We start from the raw sequence: 19291 nt of genomic DNA, 5'->3' as shown, positions 1-19291 counted from the left end.
TAGTAGTAGATTAAAGATATTATAAAGTAGTTAGGAATTCTTAAGGATTATTTCGTTTTTAGAACGATTGTTTTTTTAATTTGTATTCCAATCCACAAAAATCCGATCAAATATATATGGTGCATCGGGTAAGATTTCAAAGGAAATAAATTAGTATTATGTGCTTGATAAAAAAGGAAATTTTATATTAAACAAGCTAAATTTAATAATTAAAAAGTAAAAGGAATCAAATGTCATTTGATAAAAAAATACGAGAAAATTTAGATGGAAAGTATCTAACAATATATAGCGATTCTTTCAAAGAAGGAATAGAATATGCTTCTAAATTAAAAATTAACCATGTTCAAATAATTTGGGTATCTAAAAAAGAAGTAGATTTTAAAGAGTTTGAAAAGGTTGGTGATTTTTTAAAAATAATATCCTTTGTAAGCGTAGTAGATCATATTAAAAATTTAGATTCAATTTATTCATTACAGAGGATTGAAAAACTTTATTTTCAACAAAAGCAAAAATTTAAAATAGATATTTCAAAGTTCCCAAAAATTGAATATCTAGGTAGTGAATATTGGAAAGGCTTAATAAATATAAATAAAGCACATTCTCTGCAAGGTTTGTTACTTTTAAACTTTCCCAATGTAAATCTTAATGAACTATCAGAATTAAAAAAGTTACAAAAACTTCATATCTATAGCTCAAAAATAGAAACGTTAGCAGGAATAGAAAAACTTCCTTTGAATAACTTATCTTTGGTTCGGAACAACGCTTTAGAAAATATAGAAGCCATAAAAGAACTCAAAAAATTGAACGATTTACTGATTGAAAAGTGTAAAAAAATTTCTGATTACACTTTATTAGATAGCTTAAAAAATAAAGTGGATATAAGAATTATTAAATAACTAATTCAAAATTACTATCCTAAATTTTGTGTATTTATCCACTAAAGGTAATGGTTGATTCTGTCTTCAAATTCAGAAAATTTTAAAACGGGGCTTTATTATAACCGTTTCCGTTACTATAATCCTGAAACTGGCTTATGTATTAGCCAAAATAGATAATAACCCGAATTTTTATGCCTATACGCATGATAGTAATATATGGATAGATCCGTTTGGGTTAGATATCTTTAGTGTTATTGATTGGACGGCTCCTGATCCTAGTAAAGGAGGAACAGGGTATACTTACAAAATTTTCCAACAAGATGTAAATTGGGATTTAATTGATTCTAAAGGTAGAACTAATTTAGATAGAGCTTTAGGAGGACTAGCTCCTATAGGAGCAGATGGCAAATCTATAAATTTACATCATTCCAAACAACAAGCAAATGGACCTCTATTTGAATTGTCAGCTACTTCACATCAGCAATATGGACATACAAATGCTTTACATCCATATAGAGTAACTCCTAATCCTGATGGGACTAAATTTAATCCGTATGATCCAGTTGATAGAAAAGTCTTTGATGTTGATAGAAAACAATATTGGAAAGATAGAGCTAATGCTGAAATAGAAACAAGAAAATTAAAAATAGGATGTAAATAATATGTTAAAACAAAATATTAAAAACTATTTAGATGAAGAATATGGTACTGTTCTTCCAGAGTTCCAAGAAAAATATAAAAATACTTTATCAAAATACCACATTAATCCCAATAGTGCATTTTTTGAATTTGTATCGAAATATAGTGATGAATATTATGGTAAATATGGTTTATTATATGATATAGCAGCAGATTTAAGTACAGATGATAATGTCACACAGATATTGCATGAGAAAGAACAAATCCCTTTTAAGTATATTTCATTATTTAACTTAGAGACAGAAGATTATTTGTTATATAATAAAGAAAATGAGCATGTTGTACTCATAGAGGGTGGAAATATTGATAAACTAAAAAATAATAATTTTGATAAAGAATGGAATAGTTTTAATGAATTTTTAGAAGATATCTTTGAATTAAATTGATAATAACAAGCCAACCTTTTAGGTTGGCTTGTTATTTCTAATCTATTTAAAGCGTTAGATAAATTATCTTTAAGTCTTTTTAGTTTTAAAATTCTGAATTACATTATTTACTTCTTTTTCATAATCGGTTCCGATATTATAATTCTGAAACTGGTTCATACATTAGCCAAGACCCGATAAAACTTGAAGGGAATAATCCGAATTTTTATGCTTATGTGCATGATAGTAATGCTTGGGTAGATTTTTTTGGATTATCATCTGCATACGAAGTAGATACTTATGATAATTTAAAAGCAAAAGATGTTGTAGGAGATAAATTAGGTATTCATCACGTACCTCAAAAAGCATTGGCAAAAACGCAAGTTGTACGCTATCCTCAAACAGCATTAGCAGGAGATGCTCCTGCAGTTAGATTGCCTGATGCTGAACACGCCACAATAACAAAACTACAATCTCAAAATAAAGTAGCACGTTCTCAAATGACAGCAACACAGTTGTTACAGGACGATATTGATATGTTACGTACACATACAAACGCACCTGAAACCTCTATTGAAAAGCTAAAAGATATGAATAAACAGAAATATGGAATAACTTGTCATTAAAGAGAGTATTAATAATGGAAAACAATCTAATTGAAGTATTTGGAAAAATAGTAAAAACAAGTAGAGATACTGGTTTAGATATAGTATCGAATTACAAAAACAACATTGAAATTCCTAAAAGTCCAGATGAAGAACAAAAAGCATTAATGGAATTAATAAAAACATTAGATGCCGAGCAGTTTGATCAATTACAAAAAGGGGTAAAGTATTGTATAGAGCTTTCTCTTTTTAAATTGATAAGCACTATTGAAAGTGGCGTAAGCGATTATGCTTTTGACTTATCTATTCAAAACAGTAGTGATAAAACACAATTAGTTGGAGAAAATATTGATAACGAGCTTTCTCTCGAATATTGGCATTGGATTAGTTAATATTGAAATTTATTATTAATTGGTTGGTATTGCACCAACCAATTTTTTATTTCTTTCAGAATACGGAATAAAAAAGGGGGCAAAAAAAGGTGTGGCAAAGCCACACATTTATAAAAATTGCTTAAATCCCTTTACTGTTCAACATTTCCACCTTTTTTCAAACTATCAATTTGTATTCGGCGGTTTGAGAATGTTTTTTTACGTATTTTTGGCGATTTAGCGCTTTTTTGTTTTATCAGTGTTTTTCGAGCTGTTTTAAATTCTTAATTTTAAAAATTAAGAAGTGTAAAGCTATCTTTCTACTGCAAAGCTATATGAGGGCAAGTCCTACTCGATTGTTTCGGATTATTTGGGCAGACCCGCTCAGGCTTATGATTATAAAGGTGAGCTGGTTTGGCAGGTAGAATTTGACATCTATGGCAGAATACGGGAAGATACCTTTAACAATAAGTTATTTATTCCGTTCAGGCAACTGGGGCAGTATGAGGATGTTGAAACGGGGCTTTATTATAATCGGTTCCGTTACTATAATCCCGAAACTGGGCAATACATCAGCAAAGACCCCATCGGTCTGCAAGGAAATAACCCGAATTTGTATGCGTATACGTTTGATTCTAATTCGGAAGTTGATCCGTTTGGGTTGATGGCAGGAGGAAATAGACTATTTAGCTCTTATTTTTGGAATACGGTCAAAGATTCTATTAGACCTACTAAGGGTAGTTTAAAAGGAGCAAAAATTTATGAAGTTATTAAAAAGGTTGATCTTCCTAATGTTAAAAAAGGTGATTTATTCCATTTAGATACATTACGGAAATAGAGCTATATGATAGCTTAGGTAAGCATAAGGGAGCATTATCTGGAGAAACTGGAGAGAAAATTAAATCCTCAGTAAAAGGTAGAAAATGTAAATAATATAATGGCTGAAAATTTAAAAAAATATTTATTAGATGAAATAGAGGGCGAAAAGAAAAGCACTTTTATTTATAAATTAGACAAAGAAAATTATTTTGATGAAAAAAGACTGAATATTTTATTGAAAAAAACAGATTTTTTTTTAAAAAATAATTCAATAAATGATCCTGAATATATAGATATTTTAAAAGGATTATTTAATGTTTTTTTGCACACTATATTTTTATTTTATTGTAATAATTCTACAGATGATTTTTATAAAATAGTCAATTATGATGAATGTTTAAATTCTGAAAAAATAACTAATATATACTTAAGAATAAAAGATGTGATATTTGCGTAAACTAAAATAACTTTCAAAATCAAGTATATTGCATGTGTGTGAAGAAAGAAACTAAGCAACAGAATATAATATAGATAGTGAGCGCTTGCTTGTTAAAAAGTGTAAATGTTTTCCTATTAAAAATTACACTCATTTCCGATATTATAATTCTGAAACAGGCGCATACATCAGCAAAGACCCCATCAGTCTGCAAGGAAATAACCCGAATTTTTATGTGTATTTGCATGACAGTCATGTTTGGCTTAAACCGTTGGGATTAAAGGAGCTTATTTATTTTTGTTCGTAAGTGGGTACAAATACACAGGAAAGGATTAAGCAGGGTGAATAAGTGTTCCATTTCTATCAAAACTAATCAAGTAGATAAATATGTACAGGGAAATAAACATAATATTCCTAAAGAGAATTAAACAATTATATGCTTAGTAAATCAACTTGGTATACAAATTCACACTTACAAGAAAAACAACAGAGTTAGCAGATAAATTACGAGCTGATTATGAAACTGACGTAAAATCAAGAGCGCAAATAACTTGTCATTGATTTAATATAATTATGGAAAAATACAAAGTAAATCTTACCGAAACATCTATCTTTAAAGGGATAACAATTTTATTTGATTATCTTAAAGACGGCCTTGATTATGCTCAACAAAATAACATTAAAGATGTTTGTATTCGTACAGATATAAATGATAATCAAAAAAAGACTGTAAATTTTGACTTTTTAAACGATAGAAACTTCATTGAAACTTTTCATTGGTTAGTTCCGCTTACTAAAAGATCTAACATTGAAGGTTTGTACTATTTATCAAATTTGAAAAATTTACGTTGGGACTTTGATATTATTGACCTTTCCAATTTTCCAAAACTAGAGAACCTTAATATTGGATACTATTCTGGAGTTACGGGTTGGGAAAATCTAAAGTTGTTAAACCGATTAATGATTGGTGGTGTGGAATCTGAAGATTTATATTTTCTAAACAAAACTGATAGTTTAGAATACTTACGTCTTATAAAAGGAAAGTTTACTACACTTAAGGGGCTTGAAAAATGTGATAAACTCAAAACTATATTTATTCAAAGTTGCAATTCTTTAATTCACGTAAAAGAAACAATAAAACAAATGAAGAATATTGAAAATTTAGTCATAGAAAAATGTAAGAATGTGGACTTAAAAGGAATTGAGTTAATAGGATTAAAAAACATATCTATTATCTAAGATTTAGAATATATCGGAAGTTGATCTGTTTGGGTTGGATTTATAACCTGAAAATGGATATGCTGGAATGAAATGTCATGCTACAAAGTTTATCTAATAAAGATGCTCAAATTTTAGTTAATACAGAGAATTTACCACACGGAAAATGGGGAAATAAAGTTGATTTAAATTATGCGGGAAAATTAGCAGATACATTAGAACATGGTGGATTTAAGGATTTTCCTGTAAATGCTGATAGTGTTAGAAATAATGGAGATAGTACATTTCATGGTTTTCCAATAGATTGCACAGCTGAACCTATAGCCCAAGGGAAAGAAGCTAAATTAAGATCAACTTGTCATTAAAATGATATCATAATGAATTTTAAATTATTAATAAGCCACCCTAATAATCTTTTAACTAGAGACAAAGAGGATAGTACTATAAATGAAGCTTTACAAACAATTTATCCATATACAAGAGAATCATCAATTTATATGTATTGGAATGGTTATATTTTAGAATTGTGGTTATGTGCAGAAATTTCAGATATTTTCAAAGATATTTTATTGTTAATTAATTCTTTAAAAAATCAGAAACAATTCAAAATTAATTGGGGAAGTAATATTTTCTTTGGAACATGGGAGTGTTTGCAATATAAAAACACTATTAAGATAAAATCTGATTGGACTGCATTAAGAGGGGGAAATGAAATACTTAATGAAATAAAGAAAGTATCAAATGAACTAATTATCGATATAGATGCATTTATCAAAGAATGGTTAAAGTTATTAAATCACATAAAAAAAGATTTAGAAAAAACGGGATACAATAAAGAAAACCTAGAAGATTTTTATTTATTAGAAAATTTAGATAGATATTTAAAATAATCTAAAAATCCAACTTATAGAATTGAATTTTTTCTATGCATTTAGCTTATCTATGAGTTCGACTTCATACTCGGGGATAAGGACCTTAATAAGGTTTGAAATTTTAAATAGTTCAAGCGAGTAGTACTAAAGAAGCTTTACTAAAACTACTCGATTACATAATATTATTAATGCTGGAAATATTGCAGAAATAGATGCAAAAAGTATAAGAGAAGAAGGTTTTGATGTAATTTATAACCCTTCAAAAGGTATAGGGTATTCACATGCAACATTGATACATTCTGATAGTGCTGATGGATTTAGTGATGGCAATTTAAAGAATTTGTCAAGTAAATTTAAATGTTCATAGAATTATGAGTATCACAAGAAAAGAAGATAGAATTATATCTTTAAATAAGAAATATATAAATGAGTATTTAAGGATAACTGATATTGTTCAGCAGAACCAGTATTTTTATAAAGCATTAATTATAGAAAATCATTTTTCTTTAGAAATAAAGAATGTAATTAAAGAGTATTGGGAGTGTGTTAGTCTATTTAGTATATCACTTTCAGATGAGTTAGAAGAGAAGTTAAAAGAGTATAATTTTGCATTAGAATATTCAGACATAAAAATTTTTGATATTGAATTAGATAAAAATTACGTTACCTTTTTTTCAAAATATCCTACTCCAAAAGGCTTTTTAGATACATATCCATAAAACAATATAAATAGATTTAAAAAACCTTTTTTTCGTAGAAGAAATGACTTTGAATAGTTCAACCGCTTTGATTGAAGCGGTTTTTTTAATTCCTTTCCGCTCTAAAAGCGGAATAAAAAAGGGGCAAAAAAAGGAGTGGCAAAGTCACGCATTTATAAAAATTGCTTAAATCCCTTTACTGTTCAACATTTCCACCTTTTTACAAACTATCAATTTGTATTTGGCGGTTTGAGAATGTTTTTTTACGTATTTTTGGCGATTTAGCGCTTTTTTGTTTTTTCAGTGTTTTCGAGCTGTTTTAAATTCTTAATTTTAAAAATTAAGAAGTGTAAAGCTATCTCCCTACTGCTAAGTTATGCGAGGGCAAGTCTTACTCAATTGTATAGGATTATTTGGGCAGACCGATTCAGGCCTATGATGATAAAGGTGAGCAGGTTTGGCAGGTAGAATTTGACATCTATGGCAGAATACGGGAAGATATCTTTAACAATAAGCTGTTTATTCCGTTCAGGCAACTGGGGCAGTATGAGGATGTTGAAACGGGACTTTATTACAATCGGTTTAGATACTACGACAGTAATACAGGAACTTATATAAGCCAAGACTCGATTGGATTACACGGAGGCATACAGCTCTACGGCTACGTCCATGACACGAATGCGTGGATAGACCCGTTCGGGCTTGCAAAACGTGGACCTAAAACGGGAGGAAAAGGACCTCATAATCAAACAATCAAATCCTGGGCAGATGAAATAATATCCGATGGAGGTACGATTATATACGGAGGTGGATACGAAAAAGAAAAATTATTTGAAACTCCTGGAGGGCATAAATCAGGAATACGTCCTGATATTGTTTGGCAAGATGCTGACGGTAAAACACATTGGAGTAATGTAGGAAAGACTAATGCAAAAGGAAAGCCTGTTACCAGAGAGGTTTTAGCTATGCAGGATTTGAATAAAATCAGATACGCCAATGGTGTTCCTGAAAGGGTGCATTTTCGCTCCTATACTCATCCAGAAACAAATAAGAAGCCGAAACCAAAAACAAGTTGTCACTAATGGAACTAAATATAGTTGCATCCAGAAAATGCATAATTGAATTTGTAAATAATTTTTTAGAAAATAATAACCTTGTCTTTTTTAATGATAAAAACTTTGAGAAAAGTGGTATAGTTGTATCAAGTAGTATCAGTATGTTGGATTTTGTTGATAGTAATATCCTTATCAATATTGGTACTAAGGAAGATTATGAAGCAAAAATAAAATTACTAAATCATCGTCCACTTGTTGATGACAAAAACGACTTTATTTATATGACAAACTTTTGGACAAAGAATGAAGTTAAGATAACAAATACTTCATTTTTATGGTATCGTAACCGTAGTCCAAATGCTAAGCATTATGGTTCTATTTTACAAAAAGAAATTAAAAAACATTTTAATTATGGTATGCACACTGAAGACAGTCGGTATACATTACTAAACAAGACTTTCGCCAAGTATTATTGGTCTGATGAAGTGAAAAATTATTTGGATAAATTATATAATAATGGCGGAGTTGTTCCAATTCGCCCTATTATTGAATAACAATTAAAGCCACTCAAAAAGAGTGGCTTTAATATTTTACAGCGTAGCGATATTTTTAAGTTTTACAGATTTTATAAAACCGTCCAGCACGTGCAGGATATGGTTTTTATCTTCGCTTTGCATATTGTCCAGTTCCGCCAGCCGTTGCAGCATTACGGGGTCTTTAAACAGGTCAGCTTTGTCCGTTTCTCCCAGCAGATAACCCACCGTAGTATTTAAGAAACCTGCAATTTTTTTTAGCCACTTCGATACCCAGTATCATCTCGTCACGTTCATACCTGCCTATTACCGAGATAGAAGTATTGAGGAGCTTAGCCAGCTCGTCCTGTGTCATCTTTCTTTGCGTAATGCAGCCACTCTTTTACCGAAACTATCCATAACAAAAACACTTAAAAGGGTTATAAAACTCCTGATTTAACTTAATAGTACAAATATAAAACTCTTTTACGGACTAAAAAAGCCGTATAAATTTTGTTGATAAATCCGAATAGAGTATCTTTGAGCCGTAAACGGTCTAAAAAATATTTTTAAAATAATTTTCCAATGGACATATCAGCGATAAGACTGGGTTTAAGCATAACGGCAGTACTGGCACATTACGGGTTGAGAACGGATAAGAACCAAAGATTAAACTGTCCGTTCCATAACGACAAAACGCCCAGTATGCAGGTGTATGAAAAGACAGGTACAGTATATTGTTTTAGTAGCAATTGCAAAACACACGGCAAAGCAATAGACGTAATAGATTTTATCCTGTACAAAGAAAGCTGCACCAAGCACGAAGCCATAGAAAAAGCAAAAACAATGATAAATAGCGGGTTAATATTGAATAATGTAAAGCAAGGAACAGCACTAAAAGAAGAACCACCAACAGACCCAAGCATCTTACAGCACTTAGAAAAAACCTTTGCCTCATCGGTATGGCACAGCGAACCGGCGAAGCAGTACTGCAAGCAAAGAGCCTTGAACATAGAAAAGCTGAAAGGCTTTATCGGCTTCAATAGCGGGCAGTTCGACCACAGCAGCAGAAAAGACCAAAGCCTGATAGCACAATGCGTAAACATAGGGATGCTGCAACCATTGCAAAAAACCAATAACCAAACAGGCGAAAACGTAAGCTATAAAGTATTTGCAAAGCACTACCTTACCTTTATGCTCCGGGACAAAACCGGAAACCCTGTAAGTCTTTACGGACGGAGCATCCACAACAACAGCGAGAGCAAACATTTTTACTTAAAGAACCGCAGGGGCTTATATCCGAATTATCCCAAACCGGAAACTACCAAGCTGATACTGACTGAAAGCATTATAGATGCAGCTTCGCTAATACAGATAAAAGAAACTGTGCAAAATGCTTGTCAGACTGAGCTTGTCGAAGTCCTTGCCCTGTACGGAACCAACGGCTTAACGGACGAACACACCGAAGCGGTGAGCCAATTACAGCAACTGGATGAAATCATTTTTATGCTCGACAATGATGCAGCAGGCAAACAAGGAAGAAAATCCCCATTTTCAAATGGCTACCGTCCTTTATTTAATATTAAAAATAATAAATTTTCAGGAAGAATTAAATTAGAAAACAAAGAACAGTTATTTCCTGGAGAGAAAGTGAATGTAATTATTGAATTTCTGACTGATGATTTAGATATACACAAAGGAGAAATAATAACATTTGATGAAGGAACAAGCATAATAATTGGAGAAGTAAAAATTTTAACTATTTCACAATAATATTTATAAATGAAAAAACTCGCAATTAAAAAATCAACATAAATATTAACGAATTGGAATTTCTTTTTTTTAATAGTTTAACTATAGTGTTATTTGCTTAATCTGATATTTAAGTTGTTTTAAAATCTATTTAGACGGGCTTTATTACAATCGGTTTAGGTATTACGACAGTAATACAGGAACTTATATAAGCCAAGACCCGATAAAACTTGAAGGATACAACCCAAATTTTTATGCAAATGTGTATGATTCGAATACGATGGTTGATCCTCTGGGGTTGGATTTACATCATATTATACCCAATCTGATATTTAAGGAATTTAGAAAAAATTTAGAATGGTAGTTGTTATATACAAAATGTATCTAAAAAAGCACAAGATTTAAATAATATAGAAAAAAATGAAATATAAAAAATTCGATGTTTCTTATGATCCAGTAATTACTGGAATTAATAATGGTGGAGCACAATTAGAATTAAAAGAAAATAAATCTTTCATCTCTAAAGAGGAAAAAAATAAATTTAACAAATATATTGATGAGAATTTAAAAAATAGAGACAGAGTTTTTTTAAAAACTTTCAAATCTATTAATGAGGAACAAATATCTTCAATAAAATATTATCCAACGCGAAAAAAAATAAAAAGAACAGATTTTATAAGTTATTTGCCTTATGAATTTGGATTAAATTATATAATTTCAGAAAAGGCTTATGATGTAATTAAAATGTATAAAATCCCATCATTATTAAATAAAATTAATATAGGTATTGAAGGATGGGAAAATGATAAATTTTATTTGATAGGTTTTCCGATGATTCCTGATACCGAAATAGATTTAAAAAAATCCATTTTTTATGACACACAAAGAAATGAAAAAGTTAACTTCAAAAGTTATCAAGATTATAACGAGATAAATTTTAATCTAGTAGCATTGAATCTATTTCTACTTAATAAGTATCATTATGATATTATTAATATACAAGGAAAAGGTATGTTTTTTTCAGAAGACCTAATTTATGCATTAAAAGAAAATAATATTATTGGTTTTGAAATTAGAGAAATTATTTTAGAAAATTAGATAATACATTAATAACTAAATAAAAAAGCCTACTCAATGAGTCGGCTTTTTAAATTTAGAATATTATTCAACTGGTCTAAAAGTTCTCATTCCGAATTAGGGAGTAAGGATTTAACAAGCAAAAAAAGGTTATAAAAATCTAACGTAGAATGGCAGAGCGTAAGCCCTTTACACTCCGTTTCCGCTAAAAGGTCTGTTTACTCGATAATACAAATAGAGTTAAGCATAAAACCTAAATTCTTGTCATCAGGAATCAATAAGATTTTGGTAAATTAGTTAAGAATTCTTGAGGATTAATGAGTAAATTTATACCTAAATACGATTTAGAAAAAGCACCAGCTAAAAATTAGTTCCTAAAGCAGGGTTATACAATAAAAAATCTTATAACAAACACTGTAGTTTAAAGGAGTATAAAAGGAATTAATACGGCAAAAATTTATTAGCTAGAGAAATTAGGGAACTTAAAAGAGTATATCCAGATATTCCAAATTCAAAGCTAAAAGAGCTCATAGAGCTTAATAAAGAAGTGTGTCCTGAAGCGTTTAAAAAATCTAAAATAAAATGTAAATAAATATGAACGATGTAGAATTTGTAAATAATATAATTATAGAAGTATTAAAAAATAATTTAGATCATTATAAAGACAATTTAAGTAATTTGGATAATAAACAAGATGAATTACCAGAAGGGGAATGGAAATATGGAGTATCTCTTTATAATAAGTTAGATGTAAAAGACAAAGATAAATTTATATCTTTTTTAAAATTATCAATTACAGATACAATTTCTAATTTATTAGGTATTATTGACGGTGTCAGTTATCTGAAAGGGCAAGAGGAAGATTTCCAATTTTCATATAAAGGAAAAAAACTTAATGGAAATCTACAGGATATATTTTTAGAGGAAATAGAAGATGAAAGTTAATAATTAAATTATAACATTGGAACATGAAACGGGGCTTTATCATAATTAGTTACGATATTATAATTCTGCAACCAGCTTATATATTAGCCAAGACCCGATAAAACTTGAAGGAAACTATTATTTTCATGGTTAAGAATCCTCAATCCTGCAGTTCTCATCAATCCTTTTAATATACTCTTTTAACTTCGTTAAATTAATCTATTTTTTAGATAAAAATAGTTATTAATTTGAGTGTGTATCTGATTTTATGATTCTATTTTCATGTTCAATTAACCATTTTTTTCTTTCTAATCCACCACCATAGCCAATAAGTTCTCCATTTGTTCCGATTACTCGATGGCAAGGTATAATGATCGCAACTCGGTTATAACCATTTGCGCTGGCTACGGCTCGGATTGCTTGTGGTTTATTAATCTTTTGCGCTTGTTTTTTATAGGTGGTTAATTCGCCATAAGGAATTTGCTTTAAGCAATCCCAAACGGTTTGTTGAAATAACGTACCTGGGGTATGTAAGGCAATGGTAAAATCTTTTCTTGTTCCCTTAAAATATTCGGCAATTTGAACTTTAGTTTGTTTAATATGTTTATTTTCACCAAAAATAATCTTCATTTTAAGTAGAGATTGTAGTTGTTCAAATTCTCTAGCATTCTTCGATCTACAAATTCTAATAGACAAACTCCTAGACTAGTTGCGCAAACAAACATTGGGCCGAGCGGGGTAGTAAAACGGTCAATTAAAATGATGTCTTGTTGATTGCTAGTTGAAGGTGATTTTTTCATGATTTTTTTGTAGGTGTAACCAAATCCACTTAAGGAGTTGTAGCCACTATCCATTGCAGTATTAATCACATTTTTTCCTGATTTTAATTCTTGGAAAGCATTGTTAATTCGATACATTCGTTGATAAGCATGGAAGGTGATCCCATAGTGTTTTTTGAACCATCTGCGAATAATTTCAGGGCTTAATTGATTTTGTCTTAATTGATAATCGGTAATCTTATTTTTAGGAGTATTGCTAATTAATGATATTGCTTTAATTATTTCGTCAGGTGCAGCGTTTTCAGTGGGTCTACATATTTTGCAAGGTCGATAACCCGCATCAAGCGCTGATTTGAATGAAGAGAAAAATTCAACATTTTCAAATTTTGGTTTTCTGGCTCGGCAAGTAGCAATACAAAAAACTGAAGTGGTTTTAACTCCAGCATAGAAAACTCCAACATAACTTTCATCTTTTTCAAGTAACGCTTTGTAATAAATTTCTTTTTGATTAAGCATTTTTTATCTTAATTTTGAACTGTTAAATGATGGATCAAGCTTATTAAAAAAAGCTTTTGTTTCGCAAAATTGACAACTATTTTTATTTAATCTTTTATTATATTTTTTATCAATATGAAAAAAATAGATTGATAAATTAATCAATATCAATCTAATATTAAAGCGTCACTCAATTACTCATGATTTATATAATCAAATTTTCTAATTTATTAAAATCTCTTCTAAAATTTTATAGGTTTTCAGTATTAACTTTAATATTTATTGTTTTACTAGCTTAGGTCTTTAACATTTGGAGAGTACTATGCTTAACTATCTGGATTTTATTATTATTGCTTTAAAGTTATTGGTTGTTTTTATATGTATTGTTTTATTTCTAAAAATAACAGGTAAAACTTCACTGTCGCAAATGTCGAGCATTGATTTTATAGGGAATATGATATTAGGTGGGATTGCTGGTGGAATTATCTATAATCCTAAATTGACCATATATGATTTTATTGTTGTCTTGTTGATGTGGACAGCAATCATGTATACCTCTAATTATTTAAAAAAACGAAGTCAAAATGCTAAAGCCTTTATTGTTGGTAATCCAATTATATTAATGGATCATGGAAAATTAAAATTAGATGCTTTCACCTCGATTAATTTAGATTTGGCTAGTTTTGCAGTACTACTCAGAATGAAGAATGTTTTCAACATTCATTGTGTTGAAAAAGCTATTTTGGAGCCTAATGGGCAATTATCAATAGTAAAAAAAGGGGATAAGGACATATCCGTCATTGTATTAGAAAACGAACAACCCGTTGATAATGTTTTAGAGCAACTAGGTAAGGATGAAAAATGGTTAAAATCCGCGTTAGCTGATCAAGGTTATAAAAGTTTTGAAGGGCTTTATTGCGTTGAGTATTATGATCATCATCTTTTTGTTATACCAAATGATACTATACACTAAGGTTGGGACTTTTTCGATTTTATGGTGATTAACCATATAAATTAGTTATATTTATATGGTTAATCATGTTAAACAAAATTAATTAATCTGCATACAGCGGTGATAAGTTTAGTGATTTAGTTATAAAGTTTTTGACTGAGAGGGATTTCAGCTCATTTTGTATCGAAAATGCTTGTTCTTTAGAATCACAACGAGTGAAAACACATGCTCCTGTCCCAGTTAGCCTTGTTGGAGCAAATTGGGACAAATACGATATAAGCTGATCGACTTGAGGATAACGTTCACGCACAATAGGTTCACAATCGTTAGTAAACTTATCAAAAGGAATTGACATTAATTGTTCAATAGTTCGTTTAGGTGTGTCACGCTGTAATTTAGGATCGTTAAATACTTTAACTGTTGAAATTTCAATATTAGGACAACTAACTAAATACCAATATTGAGGAATATCAACTTGTTGAAACTGATCACCGATACCTTCAGCAAATGCTGAGTGACCATAAATGAAAATAGGCACATCGGCTCCAATTGAACGGCCTATTGTTATTAAAGTTTGTTGCTCAATATTTAAATTCCATAATTGGTTTAAAGCAACAAGAACTGTTGCAGCATTGGAAGACGCACCGCCAAGTCCTCCTCCCATTGGGATCATTTTCTCTATAGCAATATCCACACCGAGTTCACTATTATTTGCATAGGATTTTAACCGCTGAGCTGCAATAGTGATTAGATTTTTATCTTCAGGGACTTGTTCAAATTGAGTTAATAATCTTATTTTACCATCATTGCGAACATTAAAAGTCAGTTTGTCGCAAACATCAATAAACTGGAATAATGTCTGTAAATTGTGATAATTGTCTGGACGACGTCCAGTAATGTATAAAAATAAATTTAATTTAGCTGGCGATAACCAATGTTTCATATTCTGTTCCGTTAGTTTAACGTCCAGTTGCTAATTTTTAAGCGAATAAGTTCATCATCATGTGAAAGTTCAATGATGGCTGGTAAATCAACTTTTTTATTTTTGAAAGTATAAGTTGCATAGCTCAAAATCTTTAATGTCCATTTATTGTTATTTTGCATAAAAGATGTTGATGCAAGCCTACCTGAGTTATCTAATTTATCTGTTTGGTTATCATCAGAAAATCCTTTTAACCAATTATGTAAAGAGTTAAGAGGAATGTTGATGTTAGAAACTTTTTTCATTAATCTTTCAATATTAACATCATTATAACGTCCACCATTTTTATCCACTAATTCGGCATAGTTTGGTTCCGACTTTAGTGTTAAAATATTGGTGCCTACAGGTGTCGTTAATTTGACCTCATAATGATCTTGTGATTGTTGAATAATAAGGAAACGACCATAGTTTTTCGTTTTTGTTCCAGTATGAGCAATACTACCATTAACCTTAAAAGAATTAATTTGTTCAAGTATCTGTTTATGGCTTTGCCATTGTTGCTCGATTGATGCATTAGATTGGTATTTTGTTGTTTGACATGCAGTAATCATTAATGGCAATATAAAAAGTAACGCAAATTTGATTTTTGTCATAAAATAACTCTTAAGTAGTTATGGTCAAAAGTAGGGCATATTATAGCTGATAATTTTGCGAATAAGAAAAAGTAACTGTAATTAACCTTTATTATTTTTTTAGCTATAATATTTAAATTTAGACGCTTTATAAACTATTATAAAAGAATCAATGCAATGTCTATTACAGTATTGGGTGTAAACCATAAAAGTGCGTCAGTCGCTTTAAGAGAAAAAATTGCTTTTTCTAATGAGATTATTGATAAGGCATTATACAGTCTATATCAGCATCCTTTAATTACTGGGTGCGCCATTTTATCAACTTGTAATCGCACAGAAATTTACCTAAGTTATGAGGATGAGGCAGATTTTTTTCGAGTAAAGCAATCTGTTGAAAATTGGTTAGGACAATTTCATCACGTTGATTTGGATGTTTTTAATAAGTCACTATATTGCTATGAAGGCCAGAAAGCTGTCGAACATCTTATGTCTGTTGCTTGTGGTATTGATTCGTTAATTATTGGAGAGCCTCAAATTCTTGGCCAAGTAAAACAAGCTTATAATTTTGCTCAACAAAATAATTGTTTGTCAGTTCAGCTTGAAAAACTCTTTCAATCTATCTTTCATGTAGCCAAAATTGTTCGGACTGAAACTAATATTGGAGCAAATACCGCTTCGGTAGCTTATGCGGCGTGCTTAGTTGCGCGTGATCTTTTCTCTGATGCGTCTGAGTTAAGTGTAATGTTAGTTGGAGCGGGTGAGACAATTGAACTTATTTCTCGCTACTTAAAACATCATGGATTTAAAAATGTTATTGTTGCTAATCGAACAAGAGATAAAGCGCTAAAATTAGCATCTATTATTGATGCTGAGATCATCTCTTTACCCGATATTGCTAATCGACTCAAAGAGGTTGATATTGTCATTAGTTCAACTGCTAGTCCTTTACCTATTATTGGCAAAGGGATGGTTGAACGGACACTACATGAACGAAATAATAATCCAATGTTATTTATCGATTTAGCCGTTCCTCGTGATGTTGAGTCAGAAATTAGTCAACTCGAAAATGTTTATCTTTATACTGTTGATGATCTGCAACAAACCGTTCAGAACAATCTAGAACAACGGATTATTGCCGCCAATGAAGCTGAATATATTATTCATGAGCAAGCTGAGTTGTATATCGATTGGCTAAAAACCAGACATGCTGTTGAATATGTAAAGCAATATCGCCAGAATGCACAAGTTATTAAGCGTGAATTAGAATTAAAAGCGTTAAAAGCAATTAAACAAGGTGCCAATATTGATGATGTATTTTTTGAGTTTTCACATAAATTGACTAATAAATTGATTCATGCACCAACACAAACTTTGCTTGAAGCGGCAACACATGATTGTGATGATTGTTTTAAAATATTAAGTAAAGGATTAGGCTTAAAAGAGCTTTAATAGTTGTTGATCTTCATAGGAAGAGATAGATTGGATCAAATTGAATTTTTTGACATACAAAGCCCATGTAGACGAGTATGTGAGACAGATAAGCAAGGTTATTGCATCAAATGCTTTCGTTCCAGGGAGGAAAGATTCAATTGGTTAAAATTTTCAGATGTTCAAAAACAAGAAATTTTGCGATTATGTAAGCAAAGGGCATTAAGACGCCGCTATCAATTATTACAACAACAAAATAATAATCAAATAAATACTGCACAAATCGATTTCACTTTCTAATAAAAAATAGCCATTCTTATATATCTTGTATTCAATCTAAACTCGGAGTAGCATTTTTATTCAGGTTAAGTCGATTTATTTTAATTACCTGCAAATTAATTGGAATTTAAAATATGAAAATGTGTATTGCTTGTGGTATGCCAATGACAGCTATTGCTGATTATCCTTTACATGATTTGTCGAAAAACTACTGTAAACATTGCGCTCATTCAGATGGTTCAATGAAAACCTTTGATGAAAAATGGCAAGAAGTTACTCTTAAATATTCAAATAACCATAATGTTGATTATTTAGTGGCAAAAGAGACCGCTTATACTATTTTAAAAAAATTACCTGCTTGGAAACGTAAATGGTAGTAGAAATTTTAGGCAACTAACTGCGTTTATAATAATATCTGTTGCAGATATCACAAAGCTTAGTATAATTGCCAACGTTTACTTATTTACACTTCAGATGCCAGTGTGGCGAAATTGGTAGACGCAGCGGATTCAAAATCCGCCGCCCTTAAAAGCGTGTCGGTTCGAGTCCGACCACTGGCACCAATAATAGATCATATTTCAATTGCTCACCCAAATCCTAAAAAATTAATACTAAATAAAGTTATTATTATCATCAAAATTTTTCCAAGTTCTCCGAAGTAAGCCTGTTTAATCATTAATTTGGTAATAGGAGTAAAATATGGCAGAAAAAATAAATGTTAGAAAATTGACAATTTTCATTTCAACACTCTACTGTTCTTTAATATTTTCTTCATCATTATTAGCTTTTCAAAAAGGATCAACCGAAGACTTTCTTGGTCATGAAGTTGGGGTTACATATCATACTGCCGATCAAGCCGTTAGTAGTAAAGAATACTTGCCTATTTATCCTCAAGAAGGTACGCCTGAATTTGAAGCAGATAAGATTGCCTATTTACATGGTTATAATCTCAAAGATACTGATCGCTGGAAACAAGCAACAAAGGATGCTGATTTGCATACGGCAAATGTAGCTGAAATTTTTTCTGAACCTTTAGGTATTACAATATCACCCGAAACAACACCCACTTTATATAAAATGTTTGGTGATTTATTGGTTGATTCTGCTGATAATGCCACTAAAACGGCTAAAGAGTTTTATATGCGAAAACGTCCTTTTGTCTATTTTGGTAATCACTCTTGCCAGCCTGTTGATGAAGAAGAACGATTACGTCAAAATGGTTCATTTCCATCAGGTCATACCGCTTATGGTTGGACATTAGCTTTAGTTCTAGCTCAAATTTCACCTTCACATGCTGAAGCGTTAATCAAACGAGGCTATGAATTTGGTCAAAGTAGAATGATTTGTGGGGCCCATTGGCAGACTGACGTAAATGCCGGTAGAATGGTTGGGGCAGTGGAGTACTCAAAATTACAAACTATCCCACAGTTTCAAGAAGATCTTCGCAAAGCAATTGACGAAGTTAATCATCAATATAGTTTATTAAAAAATTGATAGGCCATTTTGGAAAATTAAAAAGGCAG

27 protein-coding genes, 1 tRNA gene and 2 pseudogenes are annotated in these 19291 nt (G+C 30.7%); 25 read left to right on the top strand and 5 right to left on the bottom strand.

What is annotated here, in order from left to right; translation table 11 throughout:
• The first annotated feature begins 230 nt into the window (after positions 1 to 230).
• The 15 genes and pseudogenes from J3U27_RS05140 (at position 231) to J3U27_RS05080 (ending at position 8570) form a co-directional block, all read left to right on the top strand.
• Positions 231 to 896 (top strand): hypothetical protein, encoded by a 666-nt coding sequence (locus tag J3U27_RS05140; protein WP_267336855.1) that lies wholly within the window; start codon positions 231 to 233, stop codon positions 894 to 896.
• A 70-nt stretch (positions 897 to 966) separates the two neighbouring features.
• A complete protein-coding gene (locus tag J3U27_RS11580) occupies positions 967 to 1539 on the top strand; it encodes an HNH/ENDO VII family nuclease (RefSeq protein ID WP_324170005.1) in 573 nt (190 codons plus the stop codon).
• 1 nt (position 1540) lies between these two features.
• A complete protein-coding gene (locus J3U27_RS05130) occupies positions 1541 to 1963 on the top strand; it encodes a hypothetical protein (RefSeq protein ID WP_267376992.1) in 423 nt (140 codons plus the stop codon).
• A 125-nt stretch (positions 1964 to 2088) separates the two neighbouring features.
• Positions 2089 to 2568, top strand: a pseudogene (locus tag J3U27_RS05125) (RHS repeat-associated core domain-containing protein); the annotation flags it as partial.
• A 14-nt stretch (positions 2569 to 2582) separates the two neighbouring features.
• Complete coding sequence (locus J3U27_RS05120) at positions 2583 to 2939, top strand: hypothetical protein (RefSeq protein WP_065734836.1); 357 nt, start codon at positions 2583 to 2585, stop codon at positions 2937 to 2939.
• A 349-nt stretch (positions 2940 to 3288) separates the two neighbouring features.
• Positions 3289 to 3756: an RHS repeat domain-containing protein gene (locus tag J3U27_RS05115; protein ID WP_267376991.1), complete on the top strand. Its 468-nt coding sequence runs from the start codon at positions 3289 to 3291 to the stop codon at positions 3754 to 3756.
• Positions 3729 to 3851 carry a colicin E3/pyocin S6 family cytotoxin gene (locus J3U27_RS11635; protein ID WP_416380542.1) on the top strand — a complete coding sequence of 41 codons (123 nt, stop codon included), beginning with the start codon at positions 3729 to 3731 and terminating at the stop codon, positions 3849 to 3851. Before J3U27_RS05115 ends, J3U27_RS11635 begins: the two co-directional genes overlap by 28 nt.
• A gap of 4 nt (positions 3852 to 3855) precedes the next feature.
• Positions 3856 to 4194 carry a hypothetical protein gene (locus tag J3U27_RS05110; protein ID WP_065734834.1) on the top strand — a complete coding sequence of 113 codons (339 nt, stop codon included), beginning with the start codon at positions 3856 to 3858 and terminating at the stop codon, positions 4192 to 4194.
• An 85-nt stretch (positions 4195 to 4279) separates the two neighbouring features.
• On the top strand, positions 4280 to 4480 hold the full coding sequence (locus tag J3U27_RS11630; RefSeq protein WP_416380538.1) for an RHS repeat-associated core domain-containing protein: 201 nt from the start codon (positions 4280 to 4282) through the stop codon (positions 4478 to 4480).
• 266 nt (positions 4481 to 4746) lie between these two features.
• Entirely contained in the window at positions 4747 to 5412 is a 666-nt protein-coding gene (locus tag J3U27_RS05105; protein WP_267376990.1) for a hypothetical protein, read from the top strand.
• 77 nt (positions 5413 to 5489) lie between these two features.
• Complete coding sequence (locus tag J3U27_RS05100; protein WP_267376989.1) at positions 5490 to 5756, top strand: hypothetical protein; 267 nt, start codon at positions 5490 to 5492, stop codon at positions 5754 to 5756.
• Between the two features lie 12 nt (positions 5757 to 5768).
• Entirely contained in the window at positions 5769 to 6281 is a 513-nt protein-coding gene (locus J3U27_RS05095) for a hypothetical protein (RefSeq protein WP_267376988.1), read from the top strand.
• A gap of 353 nt (positions 6282 to 6634) precedes the next feature.
• Positions 6635 to 6982 carry a hypothetical protein gene (locus tag J3U27_RS05090; RefSeq protein ID WP_267376987.1) on the top strand — a complete coding sequence of 116 codons (348 nt, stop codon included), beginning with the start codon at positions 6635 to 6637 and terminating at the stop codon, positions 6980 to 6982.
• Between the two features lie 392 nt (positions 6983 to 7374).
• Positions 7375 to 8043 (top strand): RHS repeat-associated core domain-containing protein, encoded by a 669-nt coding sequence (locus J3U27_RS11575; protein ID WP_324170004.1) that lies wholly within the window; start codon positions 7375 to 7377, stop codon positions 8041 to 8043.
• Positions 8043 to 8570: a hypothetical protein gene (locus J3U27_RS05080; protein ID WP_267376986.1), complete on the top strand. Its 528-nt coding sequence runs from the start codon at positions 8043 to 8045 to the stop codon at positions 8568 to 8570. The genes J3U27_RS11575 and J3U27_RS05080 overlap by 1 nt, the downstream gene beginning before the upstream one ends.
• 36 nt (positions 8571 to 8606) lie before the next feature.
• Here the strand turns inward: J3U27_RS05080 and J3U27_RS05075 are convergent, their stop codons facing one another.
• Together J3U27_RS05075 and J3U27_RS11625 are read right to left on the bottom strand one after the other, a co-directional pair.
• Entirely contained in the window at positions 8607 to 8777 is a 171-nt protein-coding gene (locus J3U27_RS05075; RefSeq protein WP_267376985.1) for a hypothetical protein, read from the bottom strand.
• The gene (locus J3U27_RS11625) at positions 8743 to 8904 is read right to left on the bottom strand and encodes a helix-turn-helix domain-containing protein (protein ID WP_416380536.1); all 162 of its coding nucleotides are present in this window, start codon (positions 8902 to 8904) and stop codon (positions 8743 to 8745) included. Before J3U27_RS11625 ends, J3U27_RS05075 begins: the two co-directional genes overlap by 35 nt.
• Before the next feature lie 209 nt (positions 8905 to 9113).
• Here J3U27_RS11625 and J3U27_RS05070 point away from each other — a divergent pair, with 209 nt between their 5' ends.
• From J3U27_RS05070 to J3U27_RS05060, 4 genes are all read left to right on the top strand, one after another.
• The gene (locus tag J3U27_RS05070) at positions 9114 to 10301 is read left to right on the top strand and encodes a CHC2 zinc finger domain-containing protein (protein WP_267376984.1); all 1188 of its coding nucleotides are present in this window, start codon (positions 9114 to 9116) and stop codon (positions 10299 to 10301) included.
• A gap of 124 nt (positions 10302 to 10425) precedes the next feature.
• Positions 10426 to 10644, top strand: coding sequence for an RHS repeat-associated core domain-containing protein (locus J3U27_RS11620; protein WP_416380541.1), 219 nt, complete (start codon positions 10426 to 10428; stop codon positions 10642 to 10644).
• A 56-nt stretch (positions 10645 to 10700) separates the two neighbouring features.
• Positions 10701 to 11378 carry a hypothetical protein gene (locus tag J3U27_RS05065; protein ID WP_267376983.1) on the top strand — a complete coding sequence of 226 codons (678 nt, stop codon included), beginning with the start codon at positions 10701 to 10703 and terminating at the stop codon, positions 11376 to 11378.
• 573 nt (positions 11379 to 11951) lie between these two features.
• Positions 11952 to 12302 (top strand): hypothetical protein, encoded by a 351-nt coding sequence (locus tag J3U27_RS05060; protein WP_267330336.1) that lies wholly within the window; start codon positions 11952 to 11954, stop codon positions 12300 to 12302.
• A 222-nt stretch (positions 12303 to 12524) separates the two neighbouring features.
• Here J3U27_RS05060 and J3U27_RS11615 read toward each other — a convergent pair.
• A pseudogene (locus J3U27_RS11615) lies at positions 12525 to 13576 on the bottom strand (bifunctional transcriptional activator/DNA repair enzyme AdaA).
• Positions 13577 to 13877: 301 nt separating this feature from the next.
• Here J3U27_RS11615 and J3U27_RS05045 point away from each other — a divergent pair.
• Positions 13878 to 14528: a DUF421 domain-containing protein gene (locus J3U27_RS05045; RefSeq protein ID WP_267376980.1), complete on the top strand. Its 651-nt coding sequence runs from the start codon at positions 13878 to 13880 to the stop codon at positions 14526 to 14528.
• A gap of 82 nt (positions 14529 to 14610) precedes the next feature.
• Here the strand turns inward: J3U27_RS05045 and ispE are convergent, their stop codons facing one another.
• Together ispE and lolB are read right to left on the bottom strand one after the other, a co-directional pair.
• Positions 14611 to 15450 (bottom strand): 4-(cytidine 5'-diphospho)-2-C-methyl-D-erythritol kinase, encoded by an 840-nt coding sequence (gene ispE, locus J3U27_RS05040; protein WP_267376979.1) that lies wholly within the window; start codon positions 15448 to 15450, stop codon positions 14611 to 14613.
• Between the two features lie 11 nt (positions 15451 to 15461).
• Positions 15462 to 16082: a lipoprotein insertase outer membrane protein LolB gene (gene lolB / locus J3U27_RS05035; protein WP_267336839.1), complete on the bottom strand. Its 621-nt coding sequence runs from the start codon at positions 16080 to 16082 to the stop codon at positions 15462 to 15464.
• Positions 16083 to 16238: 156 nt separating this feature from the next.
• Here lolB and hemA point away from each other — a divergent pair, with 156 nt between their 5' ends.
• The 5 genes from hemA to J3U27_RS05015 all read left to right on the top strand — a co-directional run bounded on the left by hemA (position 16239) and on the right by J3U27_RS05015 (position 19262).
• Positions 16239 to 17510 carry a glutamyl-tRNA reductase gene (hemA, locus tag J3U27_RS05030; RefSeq protein ID WP_267376978.1) on the top strand — a complete coding sequence of 424 codons (1272 nt, stop codon included), beginning with the start codon at positions 16239 to 16241 and terminating at the stop codon, positions 17508 to 17510.
• Between the two features lie 30 nt (positions 17511 to 17540).
• On the top strand, positions 17541 to 17789 hold the full coding sequence (locus J3U27_RS11610) for a DUF1289 domain-containing protein (RefSeq protein ID WP_065563430.1): 249 nt from the start codon (positions 17541 to 17543) through the stop codon (positions 17787 to 17789).
• Positions 17790 to 17902: 113 nt separating this feature from the next.
• A complete protein-coding gene (locus J3U27_RS05025) occupies positions 17903 to 18145 on the top strand; it encodes a zinc ribbon domain-containing protein (RefSeq protein WP_065563429.1) in 243 nt (80 codons plus the stop codon).
• 99 nt (positions 18146 to 18244) lie between these two features.
• Positions 18245 to 18331: transfer RNA gene (locus J3U27_RS05020), tRNA-Leu, on the top strand.
• 136 nt (positions 18332 to 18467) lie between these two features.
• Positions 18468 to 19262: an acid phosphatase gene (locus J3U27_RS05015; RefSeq protein WP_081303342.1), complete on the top strand. Its 795-nt coding sequence runs from the start codon at positions 18468 to 18470 to the stop codon at positions 19260 to 19262.
• Positions 19263 to 19291: the final 29 nt, after the last annotated feature.

The organism is Gilliamella sp. B2911 (assembly GCF_026536965.1).
In the GTDB taxonomy this organism is placed as follows: domain Bacteria; phylum Pseudomonadota; class Gammaproteobacteria; order Enterobacterales; family Orbaceae; genus Gilliamella; species Gilliamella apicola_E.
Note: the sequence above shows the minus strand (reverse complement) of the source record. Positions and strands in the feature narration are given on the sequence as shown.

Bases quoted from the DNA above. Each gene is read 5' to 3' on its own strand.
- J3U27_RS05095 (WP_267376988.1), top strand. From the start codon at position 5,769: ATGAATTTTAAATTATTAATAAGCCACCCTAATAATCTTTTAACTAGA.
- J3U27_RS05090 (WP_267376987.1), top strand. From the start codon at position 6,635: ATGAGTATCACAAGAAAAGAAGATAGAATTATATCTTTAAATAAGAAA.
- lolB (WP_267336839.1), bottom strand. From the start codon at position 16,082: ATGACAAAAATCAAATTTGCGTTACTTTTTATATTGCCATTAATGATT.
- J3U27_RS05080 (WP_267376986.1), top strand. From the start codon at position 8,043: ATGGAACTAAATATAGTTGCATCCAGAAAATGCATAATTGAATTTGTA.
- J3U27_RS05045 (WP_267376980.1), top strand. From the start codon at position 13,878: ATGCTTAACTATCTGGATTTTATTATTATTGCTTTAAAGTTATTGGTT.
- J3U27_RS05105 (WP_267376990.1), top strand. From the start codon at position 4,747: ATGGAAAAATACAAAGTAAATCTTACCGAAACATCTATCTTTAAAGGG.
- J3U27_RS05015 (WP_081303342.1), top strand. From the start codon at position 18,468: ATGGCAGAAAAAATAAATGTTAGAAAATTGACAATTTTCATTTCAACA.
- J3U27_RS05140 (WP_267336855.1), top strand. From the start codon at position 231: ATGTCATTTGATAAAAAAATACGAGAAAATTTAGATGGAAAGTATCTA.
- J3U27_RS05110 (WP_065734834.1), top strand. From the start codon at position 3,856: ATGGCTGAAAATTTAAAAAAATATTTATTAGATGAAATAGAGGGCGAA.
- hemA (WP_267376978.1), top strand. From the start codon at position 16,239: ATGTCTATTACAGTATTGGGTGTAAACCATAAAAGTGCGTCAGTCGCT.
- J3U27_RS05100 (WP_267376989.1), top strand. From the start codon at position 5,490: ATGCTACAAAGTTTATCTAATAAAGATGCTCAAATTTTAGTTAATACA.
- J3U27_RS05130 (WP_267376992.1), top strand. From the start codon at position 1,541: ATGTTAAAACAAAATATTAAAAACTATTTAGATGAAGAATATGGTACT.
- ispE (WP_267376979.1), bottom strand. From the start codon at position 15,450: ATGAAACATTGGTTATCGCCAGCTAAATTAAATTTATTTTTATACATT.
- J3U27_RS05070 (WP_267376984.1), top strand. From the start codon at position 9,114: ATGGACATATCAGCGATAAGACTGGGTTTAAGCATAACGGCAGTACTG.
- J3U27_RS11625 (WP_416380536.1), bottom strand. From the start codon at position 8,904: ATGACACAGGACGAGCTGGCTAAGCTCCTCAATACTTCTATCTCGGTA.
- J3U27_RS05065 (WP_267376983.1), top strand. From the start codon at position 10,701: ATGAAATATAAAAAATTCGATGTTTCTTATGATCCAGTAATTACTGGA.
- J3U27_RS05120 (WP_065734836.1), top strand. From the start codon at position 2,583: ATGGAAAACAATCTAATTGAAGTATTTGGAAAAATAGTAAAAACAAGT.
- J3U27_RS05060 (WP_267330336.1), top strand. From the start codon at position 11,952: ATGAACGATGTAGAATTTGTAAATAATATAATTATAGAAGTATTAAAA.
- J3U27_RS05025 (WP_065563429.1), top strand. From the start codon at position 17,903: ATGAAAATGTGTATTGCTTGTGGTATGCCAATGACAGCTATTGCTGAT.